The sequence below is a fragment of the Pseudoalteromonas piscicida genome (genome assembly GCF_000238315.3).
Lineage (GTDB): Bacteria > Pseudomonadota > Gammaproteobacteria > Enterobacterales > Alteromonadaceae > Pseudoalteromonas > Pseudoalteromonas piscicida.
On record NZ_CP011924.1, the window covers coordinates 1,912,643 to 1,933,226 of the forward strand.

The 20,584-nt window shown below is 43.3% G+C and carries 20 protein-coding genes and 1 pseudogene; 8 read left to right on the forward strand and 13 right to left on the reverse strand.

Annotation, left to right across the window (positions count from 1 at the left end):
• Positions 1 to 169: 169 nt before the first annotated feature.
• From PPIS_RS08875 to PPIS_RS08885, 3 genes are read right to left on the reverse strand one after another with little or no spacing between them, the layout of a single operon-like run.
• Entirely contained in the window at positions 170 to 613 is a 444-nt protein-coding gene (locus tag PPIS_RS08875) for a flavodoxin (protein WP_010370933.1), read from the reverse strand.
• On the reverse strand, positions 613 to 1,347 hold the full coding sequence (truC, locus tag PPIS_RS08880; RefSeq protein WP_010370931.1) for a tRNA pseudouridine(65) synthase TruC: 735 nt from the start codon (positions 1,345 to 1,347) through the stop codon (positions 613 to 615). The genes PPIS_RS08875 and truC overlap by 1 nt, the downstream gene beginning before the upstream one ends.
• Positions 1,347 to 1,664 (reverse strand): YqcC family protein, encoded by a 318-nt coding sequence (locus tag PPIS_RS08885; protein ID WP_010370929.1) that lies wholly within the window; start codon positions 1,662 to 1,664, stop codon positions 1,347 to 1,349. Before PPIS_RS08885 ends, truC begins: the two co-directional genes overlap by 1 nt.
• Positions 1,665 to 1,822: 158 nt before the next feature.
• On the opposite strand from PPIS_RS08885, the gene PPIS_RS08890 reads away from it, so the two are divergent.
• Together PPIS_RS08890 and PPIS_RS08895 are read left to right on the forward strand one after the other, a co-directional pair.
• The gene (locus PPIS_RS08890) at positions 1,823 to 2,851 is read left to right on the forward strand and encodes a DUF3549 family protein (protein ID WP_010370925.1); all 1,029 of its coding nucleotides are present in this window, start codon (positions 1,823 to 1,825) and stop codon (positions 2,849 to 2,851) included.
• Positions 2,852 to 3,157 carry a DUF3301 domain-containing protein gene (locus tag PPIS_RS08895; protein WP_010370922.1) on the forward strand — a complete coding sequence of 102 codons (306 nt, stop codon included), beginning with the start codon at positions 2,852 to 2,854 and terminating at the stop codon, positions 3,155 to 3,157.
• Positions 3,158 to 3,232: 75 nt separating this feature from the next.
• Here the strand turns inward: PPIS_RS08895 and PPIS_RS08900 are convergent, their stop codons facing one another.
• Together PPIS_RS08900 and PPIS_RS08905 are read right to left on the reverse strand one after the other, a co-directional pair.
• The gene (locus PPIS_RS08900; protein ID WP_010370920.1) at positions 3,233 to 3,580 is read right to left on the reverse strand and encodes a DUF805 domain-containing protein; all 348 of its coding nucleotides are present in this window, start codon (positions 3,578 to 3,580) and stop codon (positions 3,233 to 3,235) included.
• A 912-nt stretch (positions 3,581 to 4,492) separates the two neighbouring features.
• A complete protein-coding gene (locus PPIS_RS08905) occupies positions 4,493 to 5,125 on the reverse strand; it encodes a nucleotidyl transferase family protein (protein WP_010370917.1) in 633 nt (210 codons plus the stop codon).
• 276 nt (positions 5,126 to 5,401) lie between these two features.
• On the opposite strand from PPIS_RS08905, the gene PPIS_RS08910 reads away from it, so the two are divergent.
• From PPIS_RS08910 to PPIS_RS08920, 3 genes are all read left to right on the forward strand, one after another.
• On the forward strand, positions 5,402 to 5,629 hold the full coding sequence (locus PPIS_RS08910; protein ID WP_010370914.1) for a DUF2789 domain-containing protein: 228 nt from the start codon (positions 5,402 to 5,404) through the stop codon (positions 5,627 to 5,629).
• Positions 5,630 to 5,700: 71 nt separating this feature from the next.
• The gene (locus tag PPIS_RS08915; protein ID WP_010370912.1) at positions 5,701 to 5,961 is read left to right on the forward strand and encodes a hypothetical protein; all 261 of its coding nucleotides are present in this window, start codon (positions 5,701 to 5,703) and stop codon (positions 5,959 to 5,961) included.
• Complete coding sequence (locus tag PPIS_RS08920; RefSeq protein WP_010370909.1) at positions 5,961 to 6,734, forward strand: Zn-ribbon-containing protein; 774 nt, start codon at positions 5,961 to 5,963, stop codon at positions 6,732 to 6,734. Before PPIS_RS08915 ends, PPIS_RS08920 begins: the two co-directional genes overlap by 1 nt.
• Before the next feature lie 28 nt (positions 6,735 to 6,762).
• Here the strand turns inward: PPIS_RS08920 and syd are convergent, their stop codons facing one another.
• On the reverse strand, positions 6,763 to 7,314 hold the full coding sequence (gene syd, locus PPIS_RS08925; protein WP_010370907.1) for a SecY-interacting protein: 552 nt from the start codon (positions 7,312 to 7,314) through the stop codon (positions 6,763 to 6,765).
• Between the two features lie 127 nt (positions 7,315 to 7,441).
• Between syd and queF (PPIS_RS08930) the strand changes: the two genes are divergently transcribed.
• Positions 7,442 to 8,287, forward strand: coding sequence for an NADPH-dependent 7-cyano-7-deazaguanine reductase QueF (gene queF, locus PPIS_RS08930; RefSeq protein WP_010370904.1), 846 nt, complete (start codon positions 7,442 to 7,444; stop codon positions 8,285 to 8,287).
• A 167-nt stretch (positions 8,288 to 8,454) separates the two neighbouring features.
• A pseudogene (gene queF / locus PPIS_RS08935) lies at positions 8,455 to 9,249 on the forward strand (NADPH-dependent 7-cyano-7-deazaguanine reductase QueF); the annotation flags it as partial.
• Between the two features lie 255 nt (positions 9,250 to 9,504).
• On the opposite strand, the gene PPIS_RS08940 reads toward queF (PPIS_RS08935), so the two are convergent.
• From PPIS_RS08940 to PPIS_RS08955, 4 genes are read right to left on the reverse strand one after another with little or no spacing between them, the layout of a single operon-like run.
• The gene (locus tag PPIS_RS08940) at positions 9,505 to 10,371 is read right to left on the reverse strand and encodes a peptidylprolyl isomerase (RefSeq protein WP_010370901.1); all 867 of its coding nucleotides are present in this window, start codon (positions 10,369 to 10,371) and stop codon (positions 9,505 to 9,507) included.
• 2 nt (positions 10,372 to 10,373) lie between these two features.
• Entirely contained in the window at positions 10,374 to 11,195 is an 822-nt protein-coding gene (locus PPIS_RS08945; RefSeq protein WP_010370899.1) for a type 2 periplasmic-binding domain-containing protein, read from the reverse strand.
• On the reverse strand, positions 11,192 to 14,851 hold the full coding sequence (gene tamB / locus PPIS_RS08950; RefSeq protein WP_010370897.1) for an autotransporter assembly complex protein TamB: 3,660 nt from the start codon (positions 14,849 to 14,851) through the stop codon (positions 11,192 to 11,194). The genes PPIS_RS08945 and tamB overlap by 4 nt, the downstream gene beginning before the upstream one ends.
• Positions 14,851 to 16,587, reverse strand: coding sequence for an autotransporter assembly complex protein TamA (locus tag PPIS_RS08955; protein ID WP_010370894.1), 1,737 nt, complete (start codon positions 16,585 to 16,587; stop codon positions 14,851 to 14,853). Before PPIS_RS08955 ends, tamB begins: the two co-directional genes overlap by 1 nt.
• A 239-nt stretch (positions 16,588 to 16,826) precedes the next feature.
• On the opposite strand from PPIS_RS08955, the gene PPIS_RS08960 reads away from it, so the two are divergent.
• Complete coding sequence (locus tag PPIS_RS08960; protein WP_010370891.1) at positions 16,827 to 17,159, forward strand: ribonuclease E inhibitor RraB; 333 nt, start codon at positions 16,827 to 16,829, stop codon at positions 17,157 to 17,159.
• Between the two features lie 15 nt (positions 17,160 to 17,174).
• Here PPIS_RS08960 and radD read toward each other — a convergent pair whose 3' ends face one another.
• From radD to pyrC, 3 genes are all read right to left on the reverse strand, one after another.
• On the reverse strand, positions 17,175 to 18,917 hold the full coding sequence (gene radD / locus PPIS_RS08965; RefSeq protein WP_019647335.1) for a DNA repair helicase RadD: 1,743 nt from the start codon (positions 18,915 to 18,917) through the stop codon (positions 17,175 to 17,177).
• 111 nt (positions 18,918 to 19,028) lie between these two features.
• Positions 19,029 to 19,334, reverse strand: coding sequence for an H-NS histone family protein (locus PPIS_RS08970; RefSeq protein WP_010370885.1), 306 nt, complete (start codon positions 19,332 to 19,334; stop codon positions 19,029 to 19,031).
• A gap of 167 nt (positions 19,335 to 19,501) precedes the next feature.
• Positions 19,502 to 20,539, reverse strand: coding sequence for a dihydroorotase (gene pyrC, locus PPIS_RS08975; RefSeq protein WP_010370882.1), 1,038 nt, complete (start codon positions 20,537 to 20,539; stop codon positions 19,502 to 19,504).
• Positions 20,540 to 20,584 lie beyond the last annotated feature (45 nt).

Genomic DNA, 20,584 nt, shown 5'->3' on the forward strand with positions numbered 1-20,584 from the left:
GATTGATTTTTACACAATCAACACTACTGTCACACAATGAAATGGAAATGGAAATGTAAATATACATACAGAATGTTACAAAAATGATAACTAACATCTTTCTTTGCATAAAAAACGCGCCTATTAAGCCGCGTAAATTGGAAGGTAATGCTTGAACAGAAGATAAAACCTATAGGTTTTTTGCCAATGCTTGAAGCCAAGGCTCAGCAGGCTCCCAAGGCTCAAAATATTCACAGGCATCGATGTCTAAGCGCGGTTGTGCTCGAGTGGCGTTCAGCTCTTCAATCAGGGCATCAATTTGCTTTCCAGCACCACAATAAGTATCGCCATAACTAGAATCTCCCAATGCGATGACTGCTACTTTTTTGCCCGTTAGCATTGGAAATTCGCTTTGCATTTGCAAAAATAAAGGCAACAAGTTATCTGGAATATCACCAGATCCGGTAGTGGAAGAAATAAATAAAATGTTTTCAGCTTGCGTTACATCAACGATGGAAGCAGGTTCAATAACACTTGCCTCATGACCCGATTTATTCAAAAACTCAGCACTGTCGTTAGCCAAGTTTTCAGCGTTGCCGTACATGCTTCCCACAAAAATGGAAACTTTTGCCATTATTTATAATCCTTCTCGTTGTCTGACCAGCCGAGCTGAGCGAAAACAGCCAATGCTTCTTCCCCCAAATCCGCGGTAATTGAAATCGTCATGTTGGTATAAGGATGTACAAATTCCAATTTAGTTGCAAATAACATCAACCTACGTAAACCAAAATGATCGACAAAAAAGTGGTTGTGTTTATTATCACCGTGATTGACATCACCAATAATCGGATGTGCTAAATAGTTGAGGTGGCGCCTGATTTGGTGTTTTCTACCCGTTTTAGGAAAGCACTCCACCAATGAGTAGCGGATACTTGGATACTTACCAAAAGGAATTGGCAGGCTACCCTGCAATAAACAATTTATCTGTGTTTGCGCTTCCTGCGGAGCTTTATCCTGACAGGCAAACTTATCAGCGATTTTATCAAGTTCTTCCTTGAGTGGTCTGTCAACGAATCTAGATTCAGGAGCAAACCCGCGAACAAGCGCTAAATAGTGTTTTTGAATATTACCGCTAATAAAGACTTCATTCATGTCTCGCGCGGCCTCAGAGCTTAGCGCAAACAGCAGCACGCCTGACGTCGGTCTATCTAAACGGTGAACGGGGAAAACATGTTGACCGAGTTGATCACGCAGCATTTGCATCGCAAATTGTGTTTCTCGCTTATCCAAAAATGAGCGATGAACCAATAACCCTGACGGCTTATTTATCGCAACATAATGCGCATCTTGATATAAGATCTCAAGCATTACGCGCTCTTTGCAATTGTATTATCAAGGTTTTTTAAGCACTGATGAACCGCATTAAAATAAAGGTGCTCACTCAGCACCATTTCAGCCATTGGCGCAATCGCCATATTTTCCGGTAATGCTTCACCACTTTCTACCATTGTTCGCATTTTGCCCAAGAATACAAATTGCAACCACTGCGCGAAGGTCATGGTATCGCAGCAAAATGGCTCCGTAGAGGTAAGTGCCTTAGCCGAAATTGGCTCGTCTTGCCAAAGACCAGTTGCTTTTAAACAAGTCTCAAGTTCATCTAATTGAATCAATAATTCCGAATTCATCGGTTCTGTCTCTTTCTCAATTTTTTACATTATAGCAATTTGCATTATTTAGGAGCTAGCCAATTCTCTCAAGTACACCTTTTTCCTAGGCTTATCAGCGCACCTAAAAGTAGCTATAATTGCCGCTATTGAAAATATAAGTAACATATAGAGCATTCATGACAGCGCAAATTTCAACTTTAGGTGAATTACTAACAAACGCCGGTACGCAGTGGCGAGTCTATGATCTGGGTCGACGTATCACAAAAATAGATAAGAAGCAGTTTGCGCAAATTGAGAATACTCAAGTCCCTTATCCGTATCCACTTGGTGGTCATGCCATCATGGCAATTCAATTTTGGGATAATGAGGCGACAGTTGATCCTTATGTTTGGTTTTTAAAGTTTCCACTGGATGAGCAAAGCAAGCTCATTATCGCCAGTCGAGACCACTTTGCCTCCATGGTACTCGAAGCATTAGGTACACAACTCACGGGTGAAGCCGCTCAAGGGAAACTTGATAACAACCCTTATGTCTTCACGCCAAATGCGAACAAACTCGCTGCATTCAATGCGCTATTAAAGCGTGAGCTTAATCGCCCAGCTTCTCAATATTACGAGCACGCCGAACTCTACTTTTCTGGCAAACTTGGATTCGAACGCTGGCAAGAAATAGCGCTACAAGGTATTGCAGACTTTGCCCTTCGTCTATACCACGGTCATAACGCGAACAACCTGCAACAGGCGTGGTCAGTTTTGCCTGCAGAAGTTAAGACCCCATTAGCCGCAATGCTTGAGCACGTTACCATCTCAACATCACAAACCGAAGACTTTTTAGCCGCTTTAACCCATGCATGCCAACAGCAAGATAAGGACGCCGCAGTCACCAACTTGCGTGCGATGTCGGGAAGTCACGCGCTTGGTCTCATCGCACAAGCAGTAGACACCATTTTAGCATCCGAATTGGGATCAGATGCAGATTGCTTACTCACTATTGCAGGGCGTGCTTGGGAGACTCTAACTGACCAGCAAAGACTCTTTTCCTATATGGAAAAAGCCGCTGAGAATAATCAAATCGATGGACTTTTCAGCAGTATTTTCGCAGACTTAGTTGCAATACCTATGTTACGCCCACATGTTTTAGGGATTATTAGAGCAGAAAATCGCAGTGAAACTCTGTCTCGTGCAATTGGAAGGTTATTTTCTTAAATGACAACACTTTGGCTTTTTATCATCGTATCATCAGGTATCGCGCTATTTTGGTATAGTCGCCAGATCGCAGAAGCAGCAAATAGGCATGCACAGCATCAAGCTGAAAGTTTGCAAGTGCAACTGTTAAGTGTTGCCTGTATTAAGCGCCGTTTCGGGGTATTAAAGGACGGTAAGCTTGGAATAAAAAGCCAATTTATGTTTGAGTTTAGTTCAGATGGCGAGTCAGCCTATCAAGGTAAGCTTTACTTAGAAAATGAACGATTAGTCAAAAAAGAATTGCCCGCTTATAAAATCGCAAGTTAATTCGGTAAGTGCGAAAGTAGGCACTTAAATTCATATGAATACAAGTGCCTGCTCTGAATTTATAGTACGACTATTTTAAACATATCCTTTGACGCTTGGTCCGTAGTCGTTTTCACCAACCTCACTATCCATGGTGGTGAAATATATCATCACTAATAAACCGACAATAGGCACAAAGCTCACAAGCAGCCACCAGCCCGAGCGTCCAGTATCGTGAAGACGACGAATAGATACGGCAACCGTCGGTACTAGAACTGTCAAATAATAGATACCTGTCAAAATCAGGGTTCCGAAAAGCCCGTCGACAATCCCAATTGAAAAGCCTATCAACGCATTTATCAAGATAAACATCCAATATTCTTTGCGTCTTGAACGTCCACTAAAATCGGAATATCTTTTTAATACTGTTAAATACCATTCCATTTCTTTTTCCTTAGCTATTACGCCAACACCGTGCACTAAAAAATAAGACTAAAATGAGAGTGAAATAATCTAGCAATGAGATCGAAAGGTAACAATGAAACTGCAAGCGGAAAGTTTTGAAAACTTCAACTAAGTTACTAGGAAAATAAATATCAAATTTACAATGGCCACAAAAAACTAAGGCGCTAGCCTGTCTGCTGCGCCTCAATCCTGACGATTATCCCAAGAGGTATCCAATCCCTCTGCTTTACAACCCAAAAGCAATCCGCCAATTCTTCTTCCCCTGAACGGGTATGTACTCCGACCTACCCGAATCCCATCCTTGTGTCATCCATTAGCACTTCCAGTGCATCTCCATTTTAGCCCCCTTGGCCTCCACTTCGCTTCCCGCGCTCCTATGCCATCTTGGCTCCGCTTCACATATTCCCTATGTGCTCCCTATACATTGTTACGTCCAGTGTAACCCATCCACTTCGCAATCATCCAGATTGCGCTCCTTCATCCTAGAGCCTTGCTCATCCCTATTTACTCTTCCTTGCTCCACTACGCTTCCCGCGCTCCTTGACACTCCATGTGTCTCCTTATCCCTAGTGAAGCTCCGCTTCACACTCGCTTCCTCGAGTTCCTGATCTTCCTTGCCTTATGCAATACATCCTTCTCTTGTTGTCAAATTCCTTATCCTTTGACGCTGAGCTCCTGCTCTTGTGTTTCCTTACATTGTTAAGTTTACGGGGATTGAGTATTTTTGTTAGATAGCTAGGAACAATCTTTTTGCTGTCATTTAAAAGAAAAGTAAAAGAATTCATTTAAAAACAAAAAGATAAGTAAAAATAACACTGCAAATTCGGTACTACAAAGCGCCTTAACCCACATTCTCGTAGGAGATATCTCACAGGGTAATTTCCATTGTTGCTATTTGCTCTTAAATAACAATGTGCCTTCTACTGAGCTAAACGCCATCTTTTGTAAAATTTGGTAACCGTGACCCGCAAAAAACTGCGCGTGTTCTGGCTTAGTAATAAATACTGCCATCCCTTTCGTTTCTTCACTTTGTGCAATTAAATCATCCAGCGCGGTGAGTAAATAGTGACCATAGCCAAGCCCTTGAACATGTGGGTCAACGGCAATTAGGGATAAAAAGTGACACGGCTCCTGCGTTTGCAACGCTTGTCTAATCGACTTTTCTTTATCAATAAGCTGCTGCGTTTGCAAATATCCCGCACTCATCATGAGTCGTAATCGCCAATGCCACTGCCGATTTGCGTCCAATTCATCGCCATTCGCAATAACGCATGCTACCGCGACCAATCTATCTTGATGATATAACCCCACCATAGGCTGACCCGTTTGGCCAAATGCCGACAACTCTTCTCGTATTAAGGCTCTGAGTTTTTTTTCAAAAATTGCTTCTTGTTTTGCCTCCAATACCTGCTTGAGTAGCGGATCATCGTGGTAAGCCTGATACAACACACTCGCGGCTACATTGATATCTTCTGGATTTAAATATCTAACGATTAATTCATGTTGAGAAGTTTCTACTGACATCACGGTTCCTTATTGTTATTGCCCCAAGCTTCTGATAATCATGCCGAAATACTACTTAATATCAAAACCTCAGAATTTTTTCTGTGTACTTCAATAATGTACGGCTACTCGCTAGTGATAGATATTGATACAAGTCACAATTTATTCAGTCGTGGACAGGTATATTTATCATCGCATTAGTCATTATGGTTTTTATCGATGATGACTTGCTAAAGGTTTTACAACCACCTTTACTATAGTTAGTGAGTAAAATTCAAGCAAACGAGGGAGAACGAAATGGATACTAGTCGCCACACTATGAGTACTTTATTTGCCCAACTTGGGCTCGACAACAATCCCAAGGCGATTGAAGGGTTTGTCAAACAACACCGCCTTCCTGACGATATGCTGTTAAGCCAAGCACCATTTTGGAATGAAGGACAGCGTCACTTTATTGAAGAATCACTGAAAGAGGACGCCGATTGGAGTGAAATCATTGACGAACTAGATGCGATGTTAAGATAGCTAAAGCAATCGCTCCTTGCGTAACTTGGTGCTATGATCCACTCCTATGATTTAGGCGTTTAGGAACCTCTATGCACCCTGCTGTTGCCAGAGCTATCAAAAAATTAGTCGATAGTGGAAAGACTCCAACCGTCGCGCTAACAAAAAGCAAATTAACTCAAAGCGTCGCAATGCCAGACGTCATCTCAGGCATTGCTGCGTACAAACAAGACCCTACCTGTATTGATCACTTTCAAGAGGTTGAAGAGGTCGTCAAAGCAAGTTCACAAAGCCAATTAGATAGAATTGAAGCTAAGCTTGATAAGCTCATTGCCTTATTGGAGAAGTCGTAGTGTTTGTTGTCGACTTAACTTTTGATTGCTATGAGGAAACCACCTTAGATGCTGCCGAGCAGGCCATTAACCGTGTGGTCAATGCGCTTCGCTTTAATGGTCAAATCATTGGTGACGAATTTCCAACTGTACTTAAAGATGGCTATTTCGTTACTCGTGTGATGTGTCCAGAAGAAGACGCTTTGCATCCATTAAACCATAGTCCTTTTGTGAAGTTTGCAATTGACCAGCTACAGCAATCAGGCTTGCTTGCACCTAAGGTCAAAGTTTTTGGGCAAGATATACATGCCAACAGCGCTGATGCCTGTCATGAACCGTCAAGCTACATTCTCTACACCACATACGTACACACTTGTAGTCCACTGTATTGTGGCGACGACTTTTTACCAGTACCTTTATATAAAATCCCAGCTATTGCCAACGGTGATTACAAAGCACTGATCAAATGGAAAGAAGATTGGCAAGCCTGCGATCAAATACAGATCAATGGCGCAACTCGCTGCGAATTTGCTGCATTGGAAGAAATTTCCAGCACGGGTAGCGATTTGTTTAGACGCGGCATGGATTTGAGCAAACGTATTCGCTATCTCACGAAAAAACCGGTTTACTATTATCTGTATCGTGTTGGCGGCGAAAACCTCGCCGCAGAAAAAGCAAGAAAATGCCCAAGCTGCCAGGGAGACTGGTTACTTGAAGAGCCTTGGTTCGGCCTTTTCGACTTTCGCTGTGAAACTTGCCAATTGGTCTCGAATATTTCGTGGGACTTTCAATAAGGAGCGCAAGCTCCTTTATATCAATTAGCTATATTGGGTAGTTGACTGTCAGTTTTTCCACAAACTCTGCGATAGAATCAGCCAAAACATGGTGCTGCTTCTTACCGACAAACTCTAACCCAACTTGACCCGTAGCGATATCGACCGACACCAATAAGTCATCTGCTTCTGTTAAGCCAATAAACACGGTTTCAGGTTGTTTGAGCCTGCGCTTCATTAAAATATGGCCGGTGATATTTTGCTGCAAGCGCTCGAAGTCATCTTCGTTCCATACTTGCAGTAGCTCAATTTGCTTACCCTCAATGAATGCCACGATATTACCAGCGAAGAAGTCACCATACAGTCCGTTCAATCCCTCAGGAAATTGCGTTTCCAACGCTTTGGCTAAATCATTTAAATGTCCCGCTGGTGAGCGCTCTACCGCTAGCCATTTTATCTCGTTAAGCTTGTTCGGTTCACCCTGCTCACATGGGCTTGGCCAATTTTCATCATGCTCGGTGCTCGGTAAACCTTTAAAGGTCTGTTGATGATAATCTACATAGGCTTGATGCAAGCGCGCCATATTTACGGGCTGAGTCATATATAAAGCTCTCTTTATTTTTCTCACTGCGGGCTGAATACTTGTTTCGTGCAATTAAGCAAATTGCTATTAATCCCGAGGTGAACATTCGTTATAATGACCGCATTGTAACGAGATTTGAATTAACATGACAGACTACAGTAACTCGCCAGAGCTGCAATCTTCTGTGCTTGGTAAAACCACAGAATACGCCAGTGTTTATACTCCAAGCCTGCTGCACCCCATTGCACGTAAACTTAATCGTGACCAAATCAATGTTGATGAGTCCGCTTTACCATTTAAAGGTGAAGATACCTGGACAGGCTACGAATTGTCTTGGCTCAATAACAAAGGTAAACCTCAAGTTGCGGTTGCCACTTTTGTGTTTCCTTGCCAAAGCTCACATATCATTGAGTCAAAATCGTTCAAACTTTACTTGAATAGCTTTAACCAAAGTCGCTTTGATACGATGGAAACCGTGCGCCAAACGCTAGCTGCGGATCTTTCCACGGCATCAAATAGCCAAGTTAGCGTGACATTATTTGGCGCAGACGAATTCGATTGTATTCCTTTCTCGCGCCTCCCTGGTGAGTGTATCGATGAGCTTGATATTGAAGTTGATAGCTACACACCAAATAGTGACTTACTACAACTTGCCTCTGAGGATGTAGTTGATGAGACGCTTCACAGCCACTTACTCAAGTCAAATTGCTTGATCACCTCACAGCCAGACTGGGCAAGCGTGGTGATAAGTTACCATGGTAAGCAAATCGACCGAGAAGCGCTGCTTAAGTACCTGATCTCATTCCGTGATCACAACGAGTTCCATGAGCAATGTGTGGAACGCATTTACTGTGAGCTTTGGCGCACCTTTAACCCTGAAAAATTATCGGTTTATGCGCGCTATACTCGCCGCGGCGGGTTAGATATCAATCCATATCGTTCGAGTGAACAAGATCAAACTCCGTATGCGGTAAGAACTAACCGACAGTAAAACGTAAAAAAGCCATGTTCTCACATGGCTTTTTATCACATCTAAGTATTGCTATTTAACCTGAGGTTTGGATAAGGAATGTTCCAACTCATTGTTGCTAAAGCAAAACTTAGTTTTTTCCTTGTCTAGCCAGAGAGTTTTAGGGAAAACAAGGCGAATTTACGCACCAATCAGAATACGCCAGTGTTTATACTCCAAGCCTGCTGCACCCCATTGCACGTAAACTTAATCGTGACCAAATCAATGTTGATGAGTCCGCTTTACCATTTAAAGGTGAAGATACCTGGACAGGCTACGAATTGTCTTGGCTCAATAACAAAGGTAAACCTCAAGTTGCGGTTGCCACTTTTGTGTTTCCTTGCCAAAGCTCACATATCATTGAGTCAAAATCGTTCAAACTTTACTTGAATAGCTTTAACCAAAGTCGCTTTGATACGATGGAAACCGTGCGCCAAACGCTAGCTGCGGATCTTTCCACGGCATCAAATAGCCAAGTTAGCGTGACATTATTTGGCGCAGACGAATTCGATTGTATTCCTTTCTCGCGCCTCCCTGGTGAGTGTATCGATGAGCTTGATATTGAAGTTGATAGCTACACACCAAATAGTGACTTACTACAACTTGCCTCTGAGGATGTAGTTGATGAGACGCTTCACAGCCACTTACTCAAGTCAAATTGCTTGATCACCTCACAGCCAGACTGGGCAAGCGTGGTGATAAGTTACCATGGTAAGCAAATCGACCGAGAAGCGCTGCTTAAGTACCTGATCTCATTCCGTGATCACAACGAGTTCCATGAGCAATGTGTGGAACGCATTTACTGTGAGCTTTGGCGCACCTTTAACCCTGAAAAATTATCGGTTTATGCGCGCTATACTCGCCGCGGCGGGTTAGATATCAATCCATATCGTTCGAGTGAACAAGATCAAACTCCGTATGCGGTAAGAACTAACCGACAGTAAAACGTAAAAAAGCCATGTTCTCACATGGCTTTTTATCACATCTAAGTATTGCTATTTAACCTGAGGTTTGGATAAGGAATGTTCCAACTCATTGTTGCTAAAGCAAAACTTAGTTTTTTCCTTGTCTAGCCAGAGAGTTTTAGGGAAAACAAGGCGAATTTACGCACCAATAGCTGGCTATTGGAAGTGAATTCAACGCAGTTAGCGCTAAAACTAGCTGCTAGAAAGGCATTAATTATCCGCAGCTCAGGTTATTTATTCCCCTGTCGCGTCTTCCATTTCAACCGGGACGGGGACCGAACATATGTCGGTGTGATTTGGCGTATCAACAAACCAATCTCCCGCTCTATTTTTACGCGCAGCAATTAGCGACTCAAAAATCGGTGTATTTGTCTTCAGTCTTTTAAACGAAGGCGCACCTTTTACATCAGCAAGTACCGTGACCCCTTTGATAACATTGAACGCTTGTCCAGCAACAGGTTTGCGATCTAGGTGCTGAACATGCTCCATTCCCGATAACAACTGTCCAAACACGGTAGTGTTTTTGTCTAGATATCGCTGCGGCGTCAACGTGATGTAAAACTCAGTACCACCACTGTTAGTATCGTTAGTTCTAGCCATGGCAAACGAACCAACGCAGTGCGTCATCCAAGTTTTGGTTCCAGCTTCATTTTGTCCTACGGCAAAACCATTTAAAAACCCGGTACGTGGCGCGTAGCCGTCCACAGCATCTAGCGGTGTGATCTTCAAGGTTGATTCTGTGCTATGAAAAAACTCGGCGGCAATCGCTTTTTTTCCTTTTTGTGGCATTTTCTTGTCCGACATATCGCCGCCTTGGGCCACAAAGTTTTCCACAAACCGATACATACTCAAATTAGTGTAAAATCCTTCTCGCGCTAACGCTTTAATATTTGCCACATGATTGGGCGCAAGTTCAGGGTTAAGCGCGATATAGACCGGCCCTGTTTGTAGTTCTATTTTAAGAATATTTTCAGGGTCCAACTGCTGCCAGTCGCTGCTTTTGGCCTCAGCAACGACTTCCGATGGTGACTTTGTATCAGGTTTTGCTAAGACAGGGGGTGTACTTATGGCAAGCGCAATAAGTAGTAAGGTTTTTTTCATTCTTATTTTCCTTGTTTATACCAATAAAATGGCACCTCCAACGGCGCACTGGGTGGCAGGTTTGGATTGTCTAATTCTATGACTGTTTTGTTTTTAAGATCTAGCTTTTCAAGACGAGCGGAAAAGTGTTTTAAGAATAACGCCTCAAATCGGCCATCTTGTAATGCGCTTTTGAGGCCTTTCTCAATTTGGCTATGGAGCAACGGATTGTCGTGAGAAACAAAAAAGTATACCGCCGAAGGGTAGTAAAACACCACGTGCTGATCTGCGACCAAGTCCGTGTCACTCAGGGCAGCTTCAATACTCACTAAATCGCTTGGCAACACATCAAAACGTTTTTTCAACAACATGTCGTAACCACTGTCTTCCTGTGAGAAAGAAGTCACACTAAGGCCGTTACGCTCAAAAATCTGATGGTCTGGCCAATCTCTGCGTAAACCAAAAGTAACTCGGCGCAAGTCGCCAATGTAGCGTACTCCACTCAGTAAGGCTTGATTATGTTTGTGTACTAAAGGAATGCGATAACCCAAAATCCCTTTCACTAGGGGAATGCGAATTGCGCTCGCGGCCTTTTCGCGCTGTGAGTTAGTCACTAACCAACTGACATCCAGCCCCCCTTTTTCTCCAAGTAGGCGCACCGCTCTGTCTTGAGAAGGAATACTTCTCACTGATACGAGCCTCGCTGACTCTATCTGGTATGACAAACTCAAAGTAAGCAGCTCTATAATGTACGGATCGGCACCAGCGCTGATCCTAATTTCCGTTGTTTCTTGTGCTTTGAGAGGAAATATCACAAAACCTAGAGCGAGCCAGAGCAGTTTCATTTGTCATCCCAATCAAATTTGTATAAGAAGTCTATACTGTTGTACAAACCGCTCGTGGCTTCAACATAAAACTTCGAAAAAACACGATAACGCAGCGCAATTTCGTTAATAGACTCAAATACCCCAACCCGATAACTGACCTGAACATTGGGGGTGATGTAACCTGACACCTCGACCTGTGTATCGTCACCACTGCCTTTTGCTGATAGGTTAACATCCGAAAGTCCAAGCGATTCCCCCGCCTTACTAAAGAATCCTTCACTGCGGTCAATTCCCTGTGAGAGTAAAAACTGCGTGAGTAGCGCATTATTAGAGGTTTCAGACTCCCCTAAAGGCTGACCGTTAAGTAGGTATGACAGTGCCTTGGCTTGGTCCATTGCAGGCTCTGAAAATACAGTCAAACGCGGCTTAGCAATATTGCCAGTGAGCTCAACACCGGCTATTACATCATTGGCGGTTGTCGCTGGATTTCGAATAGCTCGAATGTTCAAATATGGCTTATCTAATGCGCCATTGAAGCCAATTTGTCCTGTACGGATCAACAAGTCTTGGCCAAATGCACGATACTTCCCCTCTCGCAATTGCAACTCTCCCGTTGCCAGCATTGGCGACTCAACTTGCTTATCAATTTCGATTGCACCGGTAACAAAGCTATCTAGCCCAAGCGCCTTCACCCTAAAATTATCTTTAACGGTCAGTTTTAAATCTATTTCATGTTGAACTGGCACCGACATCTGCTTTTGCACCTTGGCATCAACAATGACTTCATCGTCGCTTGGCGAGGTGACTCCCTCAGGCAGAGATTCAATGTTTACTCGGCCAAACGGCACCACAATTTCTCCAAGTACTCGCGCAATCTTATCTTTATAGGCAAGTGTTAGATCCGGGCTTGCGGTTAGTTCAATCTGTGAGTCTGGTTGCACATAAATATTTTCGCCCTTTATTTTTACTTCAGCAGAGAGCTCGGGCGACCAATAGGCTTCGCCAGTGAGTGCCACCTTGCCGCCTTTTGCTGCAGTTAACTCAGCCTCAAGTTGAGCAGAAGTGGTATTAAAATCAAGATTGATGTGACCTTTATCGATTTCCACAGGCAAAGAGTCCGAAGACATAAATAAGCGCTGAGCGGTTAGTTTACCGTTCACTTCTGGGGCTGCGAGGCTACCTGAGATATTTATATCCCCTAACACTTCCCCTTGCAGGTCAAAGCTTTGTTCCGTTACTCGGTTTAGTAGCGCTGACAATTTAGCTAGCTCAATTGACTCTATTTTTACGTTACCAGCTAATTGAGGGGATTGTTTATCTAGCGGCACACGTGTATCACCACTGAACTTACCTAAGGTATCGGAGGTCATGCGCCAATCAGCGTGGATTTGCTTGTTATTGGTTTTTAGTAACGCTTTAAATTCGGAAATTGAAAATGTTTGCCCATGAGTCGTAATGCCAGCATCAACAATGTTCAGCTCGCCATCGGCTCGCGTTACTTGGCCATTTTGCCACGCAAGTTTAGCCACGGCCTGAGTTTCACCTGTTATTTTTAGCTCTGCTGGCAACCAAGTTTGTAGTTTAGCCAGTGCCAACTTCTCCAGTTTAACATCGGCTTGCCCTTGTGTGCCCTTTTGCTCGGCTGCAAAACACAAATCAGTATCATCCATCTGCCAACACTGCTTTGCAATGCGCTGACTGACATCACTGATCACGATTGCGGCGGGACTTTGCAATGCAATTGTTTGCCCTTGAGAAGTTACCTCACCAGACGACAATTCTCCCTGCCAAGTTGACTGCTGCATCTTGCCATTGATTTCAAAGCTTGCAACCACTCGTTTATCACGAATATCCAATGTCGCGTTATGTTGCTGCTGGTTGCCATTCACAGCTAAACGAATGTCTTCAACCATTTCAGAGTCAATAATCAAACGGTCTAGTGCCAGTTTAATTTGCCCAGTCACTTCATTGGCAATATCAACCGAGCCTTTCGTCGTTAAGCCATGTAGTGCTATATTTTGGTAGCGCACAGAGTCAAACTTAATATCGGTCTGAATACTCGGCTTGAGGTGGTCGCCCTGAATAAAGATTTCACCACTGCCCTTCAAGTCAGCTGGAATAAGCGTATTTGCCGCCTGCTCAAACTGAAAGTCAATATCGAGATCTAACTGTTGACCAAGCTCACCGCTTACCGTCAGGCTATTTTTGCCATAATTCAGGCGTGCATGGCTAAACTCACCTAACAGGCTCTCATCCACAACGACCTTAACGTCCGCATTAAGTGATGTACCCGCTACTTTACCATCGAGCTTAAAGCGCTCAACATTAACTTGCCACTGCTCACCTTGGCTCACAAAATCGAGCGCGAATTGCCCTGCCAGCATATCGTTTTCCGTAAGCCCTGCATCGTATTGCACTAGTCCTAGCAGCCTATCGATTGGTAGCTGAGAAAAGTCCCCGTTCACTTTGCCCTTCACGCCTTGCGACCAGTTCACTTGTCCTGCTATTTGCGCTTGCGCTTTTTCAAGCTGAAGCTTTGCTTTAGCAAGTGTAAACGCTTGTAGTCCACCTTGCCCTTCAAGTGTCGCGGTGACATCACCAAACTGCACTGTATTAACAGCGATTGAGCCTGATAAATTGTATTTTGAGGCATCTCCGCTCAAGCCGAGTGTTGCACCTTTTAAAGTTGTGGACCCTGACGGAATGACTAACTTATCTATTTGACCCTGTAACTCAAAAGGCCAGTTTGTCGTTGTCAAATCCGCATGGGCTTGCAGTTTTGCAAACGCCATTCCCTCACTATTCAAAGTAAGCGTGAGATCGTGAGGGCGACCCGCCAGTGTTAAACTGGCTAACCCCTGTGGCGCACTCAAGGTTGACCTAAGATCAACAGTCCAGTCGTTAAGCAAGACTTCTGCCGCCGCTGATATAAACCATTCTTGATAGTTAAGCTGAACCTGCTCCACGTCCACATTTTCAGCCACTACAACTTGAGAAAGCTTGATATTCTCAAGCGTCTGCTCATCTATCGCGAGGTTGTTAATCTTTAACTCGCCGAGCTCAGCGGTTAGCGGCAGGTCTATCTTAGGTATTTGGAGTGGCGCTAATGTATTAAGTGGTGCTGGCGATTTTGCAGGCACGGGCTGATCGGTTGCCTTTGTGGTCAACTTTACACTGTCTAACAGCAAAAAAGGGACATTAAAATGTGAGCCAGAACCTGAAAGCTGCGTGTCTAAGCCTTGCAATCGCACAGTAATCTCCGGCGTTTCCAACGAAAATTGCTGAACTTGCGCACGTTTTATTGCAATTGGCAGTGGTAACTCAACTTGGCTACTTTCAGTAGTTTCCGCTTCGCTGACACTTTTCTGCTTTTGTACAATCGCTATCTCTTTTGCGTCTAGCGCAATGCAAACGCTGGCACAAGTCAACCACTCAACAGTAACTTTGGTGTCTCTAAGGCGAATATCGATATCGTCATTGTGATAACGCAACGTAAGATTGGCGCCAGATAATAAGCGCTTGTCTAAGCTATCGATTGCTAACCCTGAAACCGTTTTATTCGCTACCCAAACCAGCAACTGTTGCCCCGGCAAGGTAAAACATAAACAAACCAAAAGTAAAAATAGGCTAATAATGGCAGTAATGATTTTGATTCTTAAGCTTCTGAACTGCATTAGATTTCAGGTCCTATAACAATACTGAGACGGGTGCTTTTACTTTCTTTGGTCAGCCCCCAAGCATGATCGAGTCGGATTGGACCAACGGGGGTCAAATAACGAAAACCAAACCCGGCTCCAACTTCCCAAGCGTCCGAGAAATCGTTCGTTGCAGTACCCGCATCAACAAACAAAGCGGCTCGCCAACTTGGGTGGAATTGATAGTTATATTCCACTGTGCCTGTGGCTAAATATCTGCCGCCAAGTATGCGCCCTTCGTCATCGCGAGGACCGATAGATTCATAGGCAAAACCACGGATACTTTGATCTCCCCCTGCAAGGAAACGATGGGTAAACGGAATTTGGTCAATATCCTTTGTCACGATCGCCCCTAAGTCTAAGCGACCAAAAAACAAGTGCTTGGTTTCAAAGCTTCTTAGCCATTCATTGTTCCATCTCACTTTCAACATATTTGCAGACGATAGTACCGAATCTGCTGCGGCTTCAATGGAGATCAGGCGCTCATTCCCCCAGTAAGGTAGCGCGCCACCTTTACTTTCTTTCTTTAAGTAGCTAATGCCTGGGATCAACATTTCCGTGCGTTGTTTTTCGCCTAACTGTTCTGTGGTTTCATGTTCACGTTTCAAAAACGCCGTTCTCACCCACTCATCATCCGTTAGCCATTGTCGCTGTACCTGTACGTTCCAAATCCGACTGTTGATCCCTTCCGTTACTTCATCCTGCACTTTATAGCCGCCTAACACACGCCACAAATCGTCGTTAGGATTGTCTACTGGAATGGTATAACTGGCAGTGATATCTTGTTGCTTTTGCGATAGCCTCAGATTGGACTCAAAGGAATGGCCATCCTCGGTGATCCAGGGTTTAGTCCACTTAAAACGGGTTTTTGCACCCACATCATCACTGTAGCCAGCACCCACTTCAAAGCTATTTGCGGGTTTGTCTTCAACACTCACTCGAACTGGGATCTGATCGCTCGTCCGGTCCTTTAACAGCGGATAAACCTTTATCGCACTAAAATAAGGGGTGGCATTTAAAGACAGATTAAAATCAGACAAGAGGCTCGCTTCAAACGGCTGTCCTTTCGAAAATGGGCTTAGCGAACGTATATAGTTAGCCGCTTTAGTGTTTCCCTCAATAGCAAGGTCACCAAATTGATAACGTTTACCAGTGTTGAGCAGCAGTCGCACGCCAGCATAGCGATTCGCTTTGTGAACAAGCAATTTGGACTCTTGCCATTGATAATCAAAATATCCAAGTTCTAGTAGCTCGCTTTCAAAGCGGCTTTTCGTTGCCTGATAATCACTATGATTGACTTGCTTGCCAACTTGGATCGGTACATCTTTGATAAGCGAAACTAAATCCGCATTGTCCCTACCCGCACCCACAAGCTCAATATTAATATCTTTCCATTTCAGTGGTGCTTCAAGTTTGACTTCGGCTATGACGTTTTGCCCTTCTCCACTGAGTTGAATATCAAAATGATAATAGCCTAAAGCATGCAAAGCGCGACGTATGTCCGCACGCACCTCTTTCATCACCCGAGGAATTTTTGGCTTACCTTTGTAAGATTTTAAAAAACCAGTGATGTTGTCTTCTACATCGCCGTTTTCGACTTTGACTTCAATGTTGGAGATTTTTACTGATGCAGGACGAGACTCAGCACCTGCGTTAAACGAGAAAAAGCAGCACAAAAAAAGCGCTAGTGTTAAACAAGAGAAATACGGCTTCATTAAAATAAAACGACCTAAATATCGCGACTTATGGGCATCGATAACGCCATTGTGCTTGTGAAAATGGATACTGTAAAACGACTTTTCAGAGAAAGTGCAATTTTACTGAGCTTAAGCTGAACATAGGGTGTATTTTGTTGTAACGCAGTGGGTTTTATCGCACATTTATTTACATTCATCCTTTTTATTTTCTTGCAGATAACGGACAATAGCAGCAATTGAACCTGCAGAGTGAAATTATGCAATTCCCAAATGATGATAACGGTAAGCTTCTAGCTGAGATTGCCGCTGCTGGCGTTGATCTGACGCAAATGCAGAATATCGATTTTTATATTCTTTTCGAGCAAGCTGATGATGCTAAGCGTTTCATTGGCGCGATTGAGAAAGACGAATTAGCACCGAAAACCCAGTTACAACAATGTCCTGACACAGGCGTTTGGGAAGTGATCACCACGGTGACTATGGTCCCGATGCACGAGCTACTGAGTCAAACGGAGCAATACCTTGAAAGCATAGCCAATGGTTATGAAGGATATGGTGATGGCTGGGGCTTAATGGCCTCGGAAGAATAAACCGCCACAGAAAGGCTAACTTTTGTCAGCCTTTCTGTAGCTTCCTTGATAATCAAACAGCTTTTCAGAAACCTGCCAACCAAACTTCTTGTGTAATTTAGCAATCACGAAATCCGGTGCAATCAAATCAGTATCTATCACTTCTTCAGCTGACTGCCATTTTGCAGGTGCCGACGTAGATTTTCGCCGCTTTGCAAATTGCTGGTGGAATATAAATAGACTCTTTTGATTAGAGAAGTCATAGACTTCACTGCAACTTACCCCATCCTCGTCAAAGTAAGTAATTTTTAACTTATTACCACTAAGCACTTCGCCACAGAGTCCGCTGCAGCGTAGTACCATTGCATGTTTTAAATTCAGTGCGGCACGCAATTTATCATCTGGGTCGGCCATTATTGCGCCGCACTGATGGCATTGCCTTGCAGCAATATCATTTTCTGCACCGCATTGCTCACATTCTTTATACTTAAAACGATAATCACATTGCTGCGAGTGACCTTCATCGTCTTCAAGCAATCCCTGACAGCGCCTACCAAAATGCTCAATAAGCTTGCCTTGCTCGTCTACCTTGCCCCAGAAAATATTGGCAAAACCACAACCAGGACACAGCACCTGTACAGGCTCATTGTCTGAATTTGGCTTTTTACTTCCCACTTCAGGTGCAAATAAGTCAAAGTCGTTGCCTGCATAATCAATGACAAAGCAATCTTCTTTGTTTTCGTCTAACCTAAGTCCTCTGCCTACAATCTGCTGATAGAGGCTCACGGACTCCGTGGGTCTCAAAATAGCGATAACATCAACATGGGGCGCGTCAAACCCAGTAGTCAGCACAGAAACATTCACTAAATACTTAATTTCTCTATTTTTGAACTGGATGATAAGTGCATCTCTCTCGGCAGATTTGGTTTCACCCGTGATAAGCGCACTATATTGCGTGGGTAAATAGCCGAGAATTTCTTTTGCATGCATAACCGTCGCGGCAAAAATCATTACTCCCGCCCTATTTTCACTGAGCGCCAGTAAATGAGTGATAATGCTCTTTGTTGCACGAGTTTGTGCTTGTAATAATGTATTCATATCAGATTCTGAATAACGCCCAAACGAATCTGTACTTAAACTAGAAAAATCATAATTCTCAACGGCAGGATCAATTTTATTAGGCGGCGTCAGATACGAATTTTTTATCATATATCTAAGTGGTAATTCGTAAATACACTGCTTAAATGGTGAATCAGCTTTTCCTCTAACAAAACCGTGATAATGTTTATGATATATCCACCCCATCCCCAAACGATAAGGGGTTGCTGTTAAGCCCAGTAACTTTAGTTCAGGATTAAACTGAGCCAGCTGGTTTAAAATTTGCTGATACTGACTATTATCTTCCCCACTCACTCGGTGACATTCGTCAATGATAACTAATGAATAAAATTGATTGAGTTGTGATAAGTTTCGAGACAATGACTGCACGCTGGCAAAAGTCACTTGGTGCTGTAACGACTTTTCTTTTAATCCAGCAGAAAAAATACTCGCTTGTAACCCATAGCTTTTATATTTATGTGCATTTTGTTCTACGAGCTCCTTAACATGAGTCAATACTAATATTTTGTGTTTCGCAAGCCGTGCAAGCTCCGCAATCACTAGACTCTTTCCGGCCCCTGTAGGTAATACAATAACGGCTGACTCGCTTGATTTGCGAAAGTGATTCAGCGTATTTTGTACCGCTTCTTGTTGGTAAGGTCTTAAAACGTAAATAAGCACCTCAGGATATAAATAATTAAGTCAAAAAAGGCGTATCCATAAGATACGCCTTTTATTTATGCTATTTTAAAAAGCTGTTCAATACCGAACAGCCTTCATAATAAAGTATTGTTAGATTAGATAATCATCTAGGTTAACACCTTGGAATACTTTAGGTGTTTTACCACGGCCAGTCCACTCAATTACTTCACCGTCTTTTTCAATTCGGTATTTTGCTTTTACTTTAGAACGACGGTCAGCTGGCGTAGTGCCTACTAAATCATCAAGCGTAAGTCCTTTTTCTTTCAGCATAGCCAATACTTCTTCTTTAGCCTGCTGTTGTTCCTTTTGCTCGTCCAGTGCTTTTTGAATAAGCTCTAACGCTTTTTCCAAATCACCGTAGCTTGCATTTTTAATAAAAGACTTGATCTCACGCATTGATACTCTCTCAATTAAGCTTAGTTTTAATATTTATATTGAATACTATATTAAAATTAATAAAAAACAAATTGTATTCTATGAATTTTAATTTTGTTACGAAAAAAGCGCCATAATGGCGCCTTTTAGTTAGAATTAAGAAGATTTAATTACATTTTGTTTAAATCTTATTCAACTTTCCAATCAATTGTCGACCCAGCTTTAATTGGCACAACCGTTCCTTCACCTAATTTGTATGTATCAGGCACTTGCCAAGGAGACTTAGTCAGCGTAATGGTATCCGTATTGCGTGGTAAGTCATAAAAGTCCGGACCAAAGTGACTCGCAAAACCTTCTAACTTATCCAGCGCATTTGCATCTTCAAATGCCTCTGCGTAAAGCTCAATTGCGGCATGTGCAGTGTACGCACCGGCACAGCCACATGCGGCTTCTTTTTTATCTTTCGCATGAGGGGCTGAGTCTGTGCCCAAGAAGAACTTTTTACTTCCGCTTGTCGCCGCTTCAATTAACGCCTGTTGATGCGTATTACGCTTTAAGATAGGTAAGCAATAATAGTGAGGACGAATGCCACCAGCCAACATATGATTGCGGTTATAAAGCAAATGATGAGCTGTGATAGTTGCAGCAACGTTGTCAGGCGCTTGATTAACAAAATCAACTGCGTCTTTTGTTGTGATATGTTCGAGTACAATTTTTAACGTTGGGAAGTTATCAACGACTTTGGACAGTTTTGTCTCAAGGAATACTTTTTCTCTATCAAAGATATCAATAGAAGAGTCCGTCACTTCACCGTGCACGAGTAGCAACATGCCAACTTCTTGCATCGCTTCGAGCGCTGGATATACATTTTCAATATCCGTTACACCCGATGCTGAGTTTGTCGTTACGCCGGCTGGATATAATTTAGCAGCAACAATATGGCCAGTTGCTTTCGCTTTTTTGATTTCTTCAGGAGTCGTGTTATCCGTAAGATATAACACCATTAGAGGCTGAAAGTTACCTTGAGGATTAGCGGCCATGATGCGGTCACGATAAGCCAAAGCAGTCTCTGTGCAAGTTGCTGGTGGTACAAGGTTTGGCATGATAATCGCGCGGCCCATGTAGCGACTAATATCTCTTACCGTGTCGACCAAGACATCACCATCACGTAGGTGCACATGCCAATCATCTGGTCGTGTAATCGTTAACGTTTGTTTGCTCGTCATTGCTCTCTTCCACTGCTGAATTTGCCCGATCATAGGCTGCACATG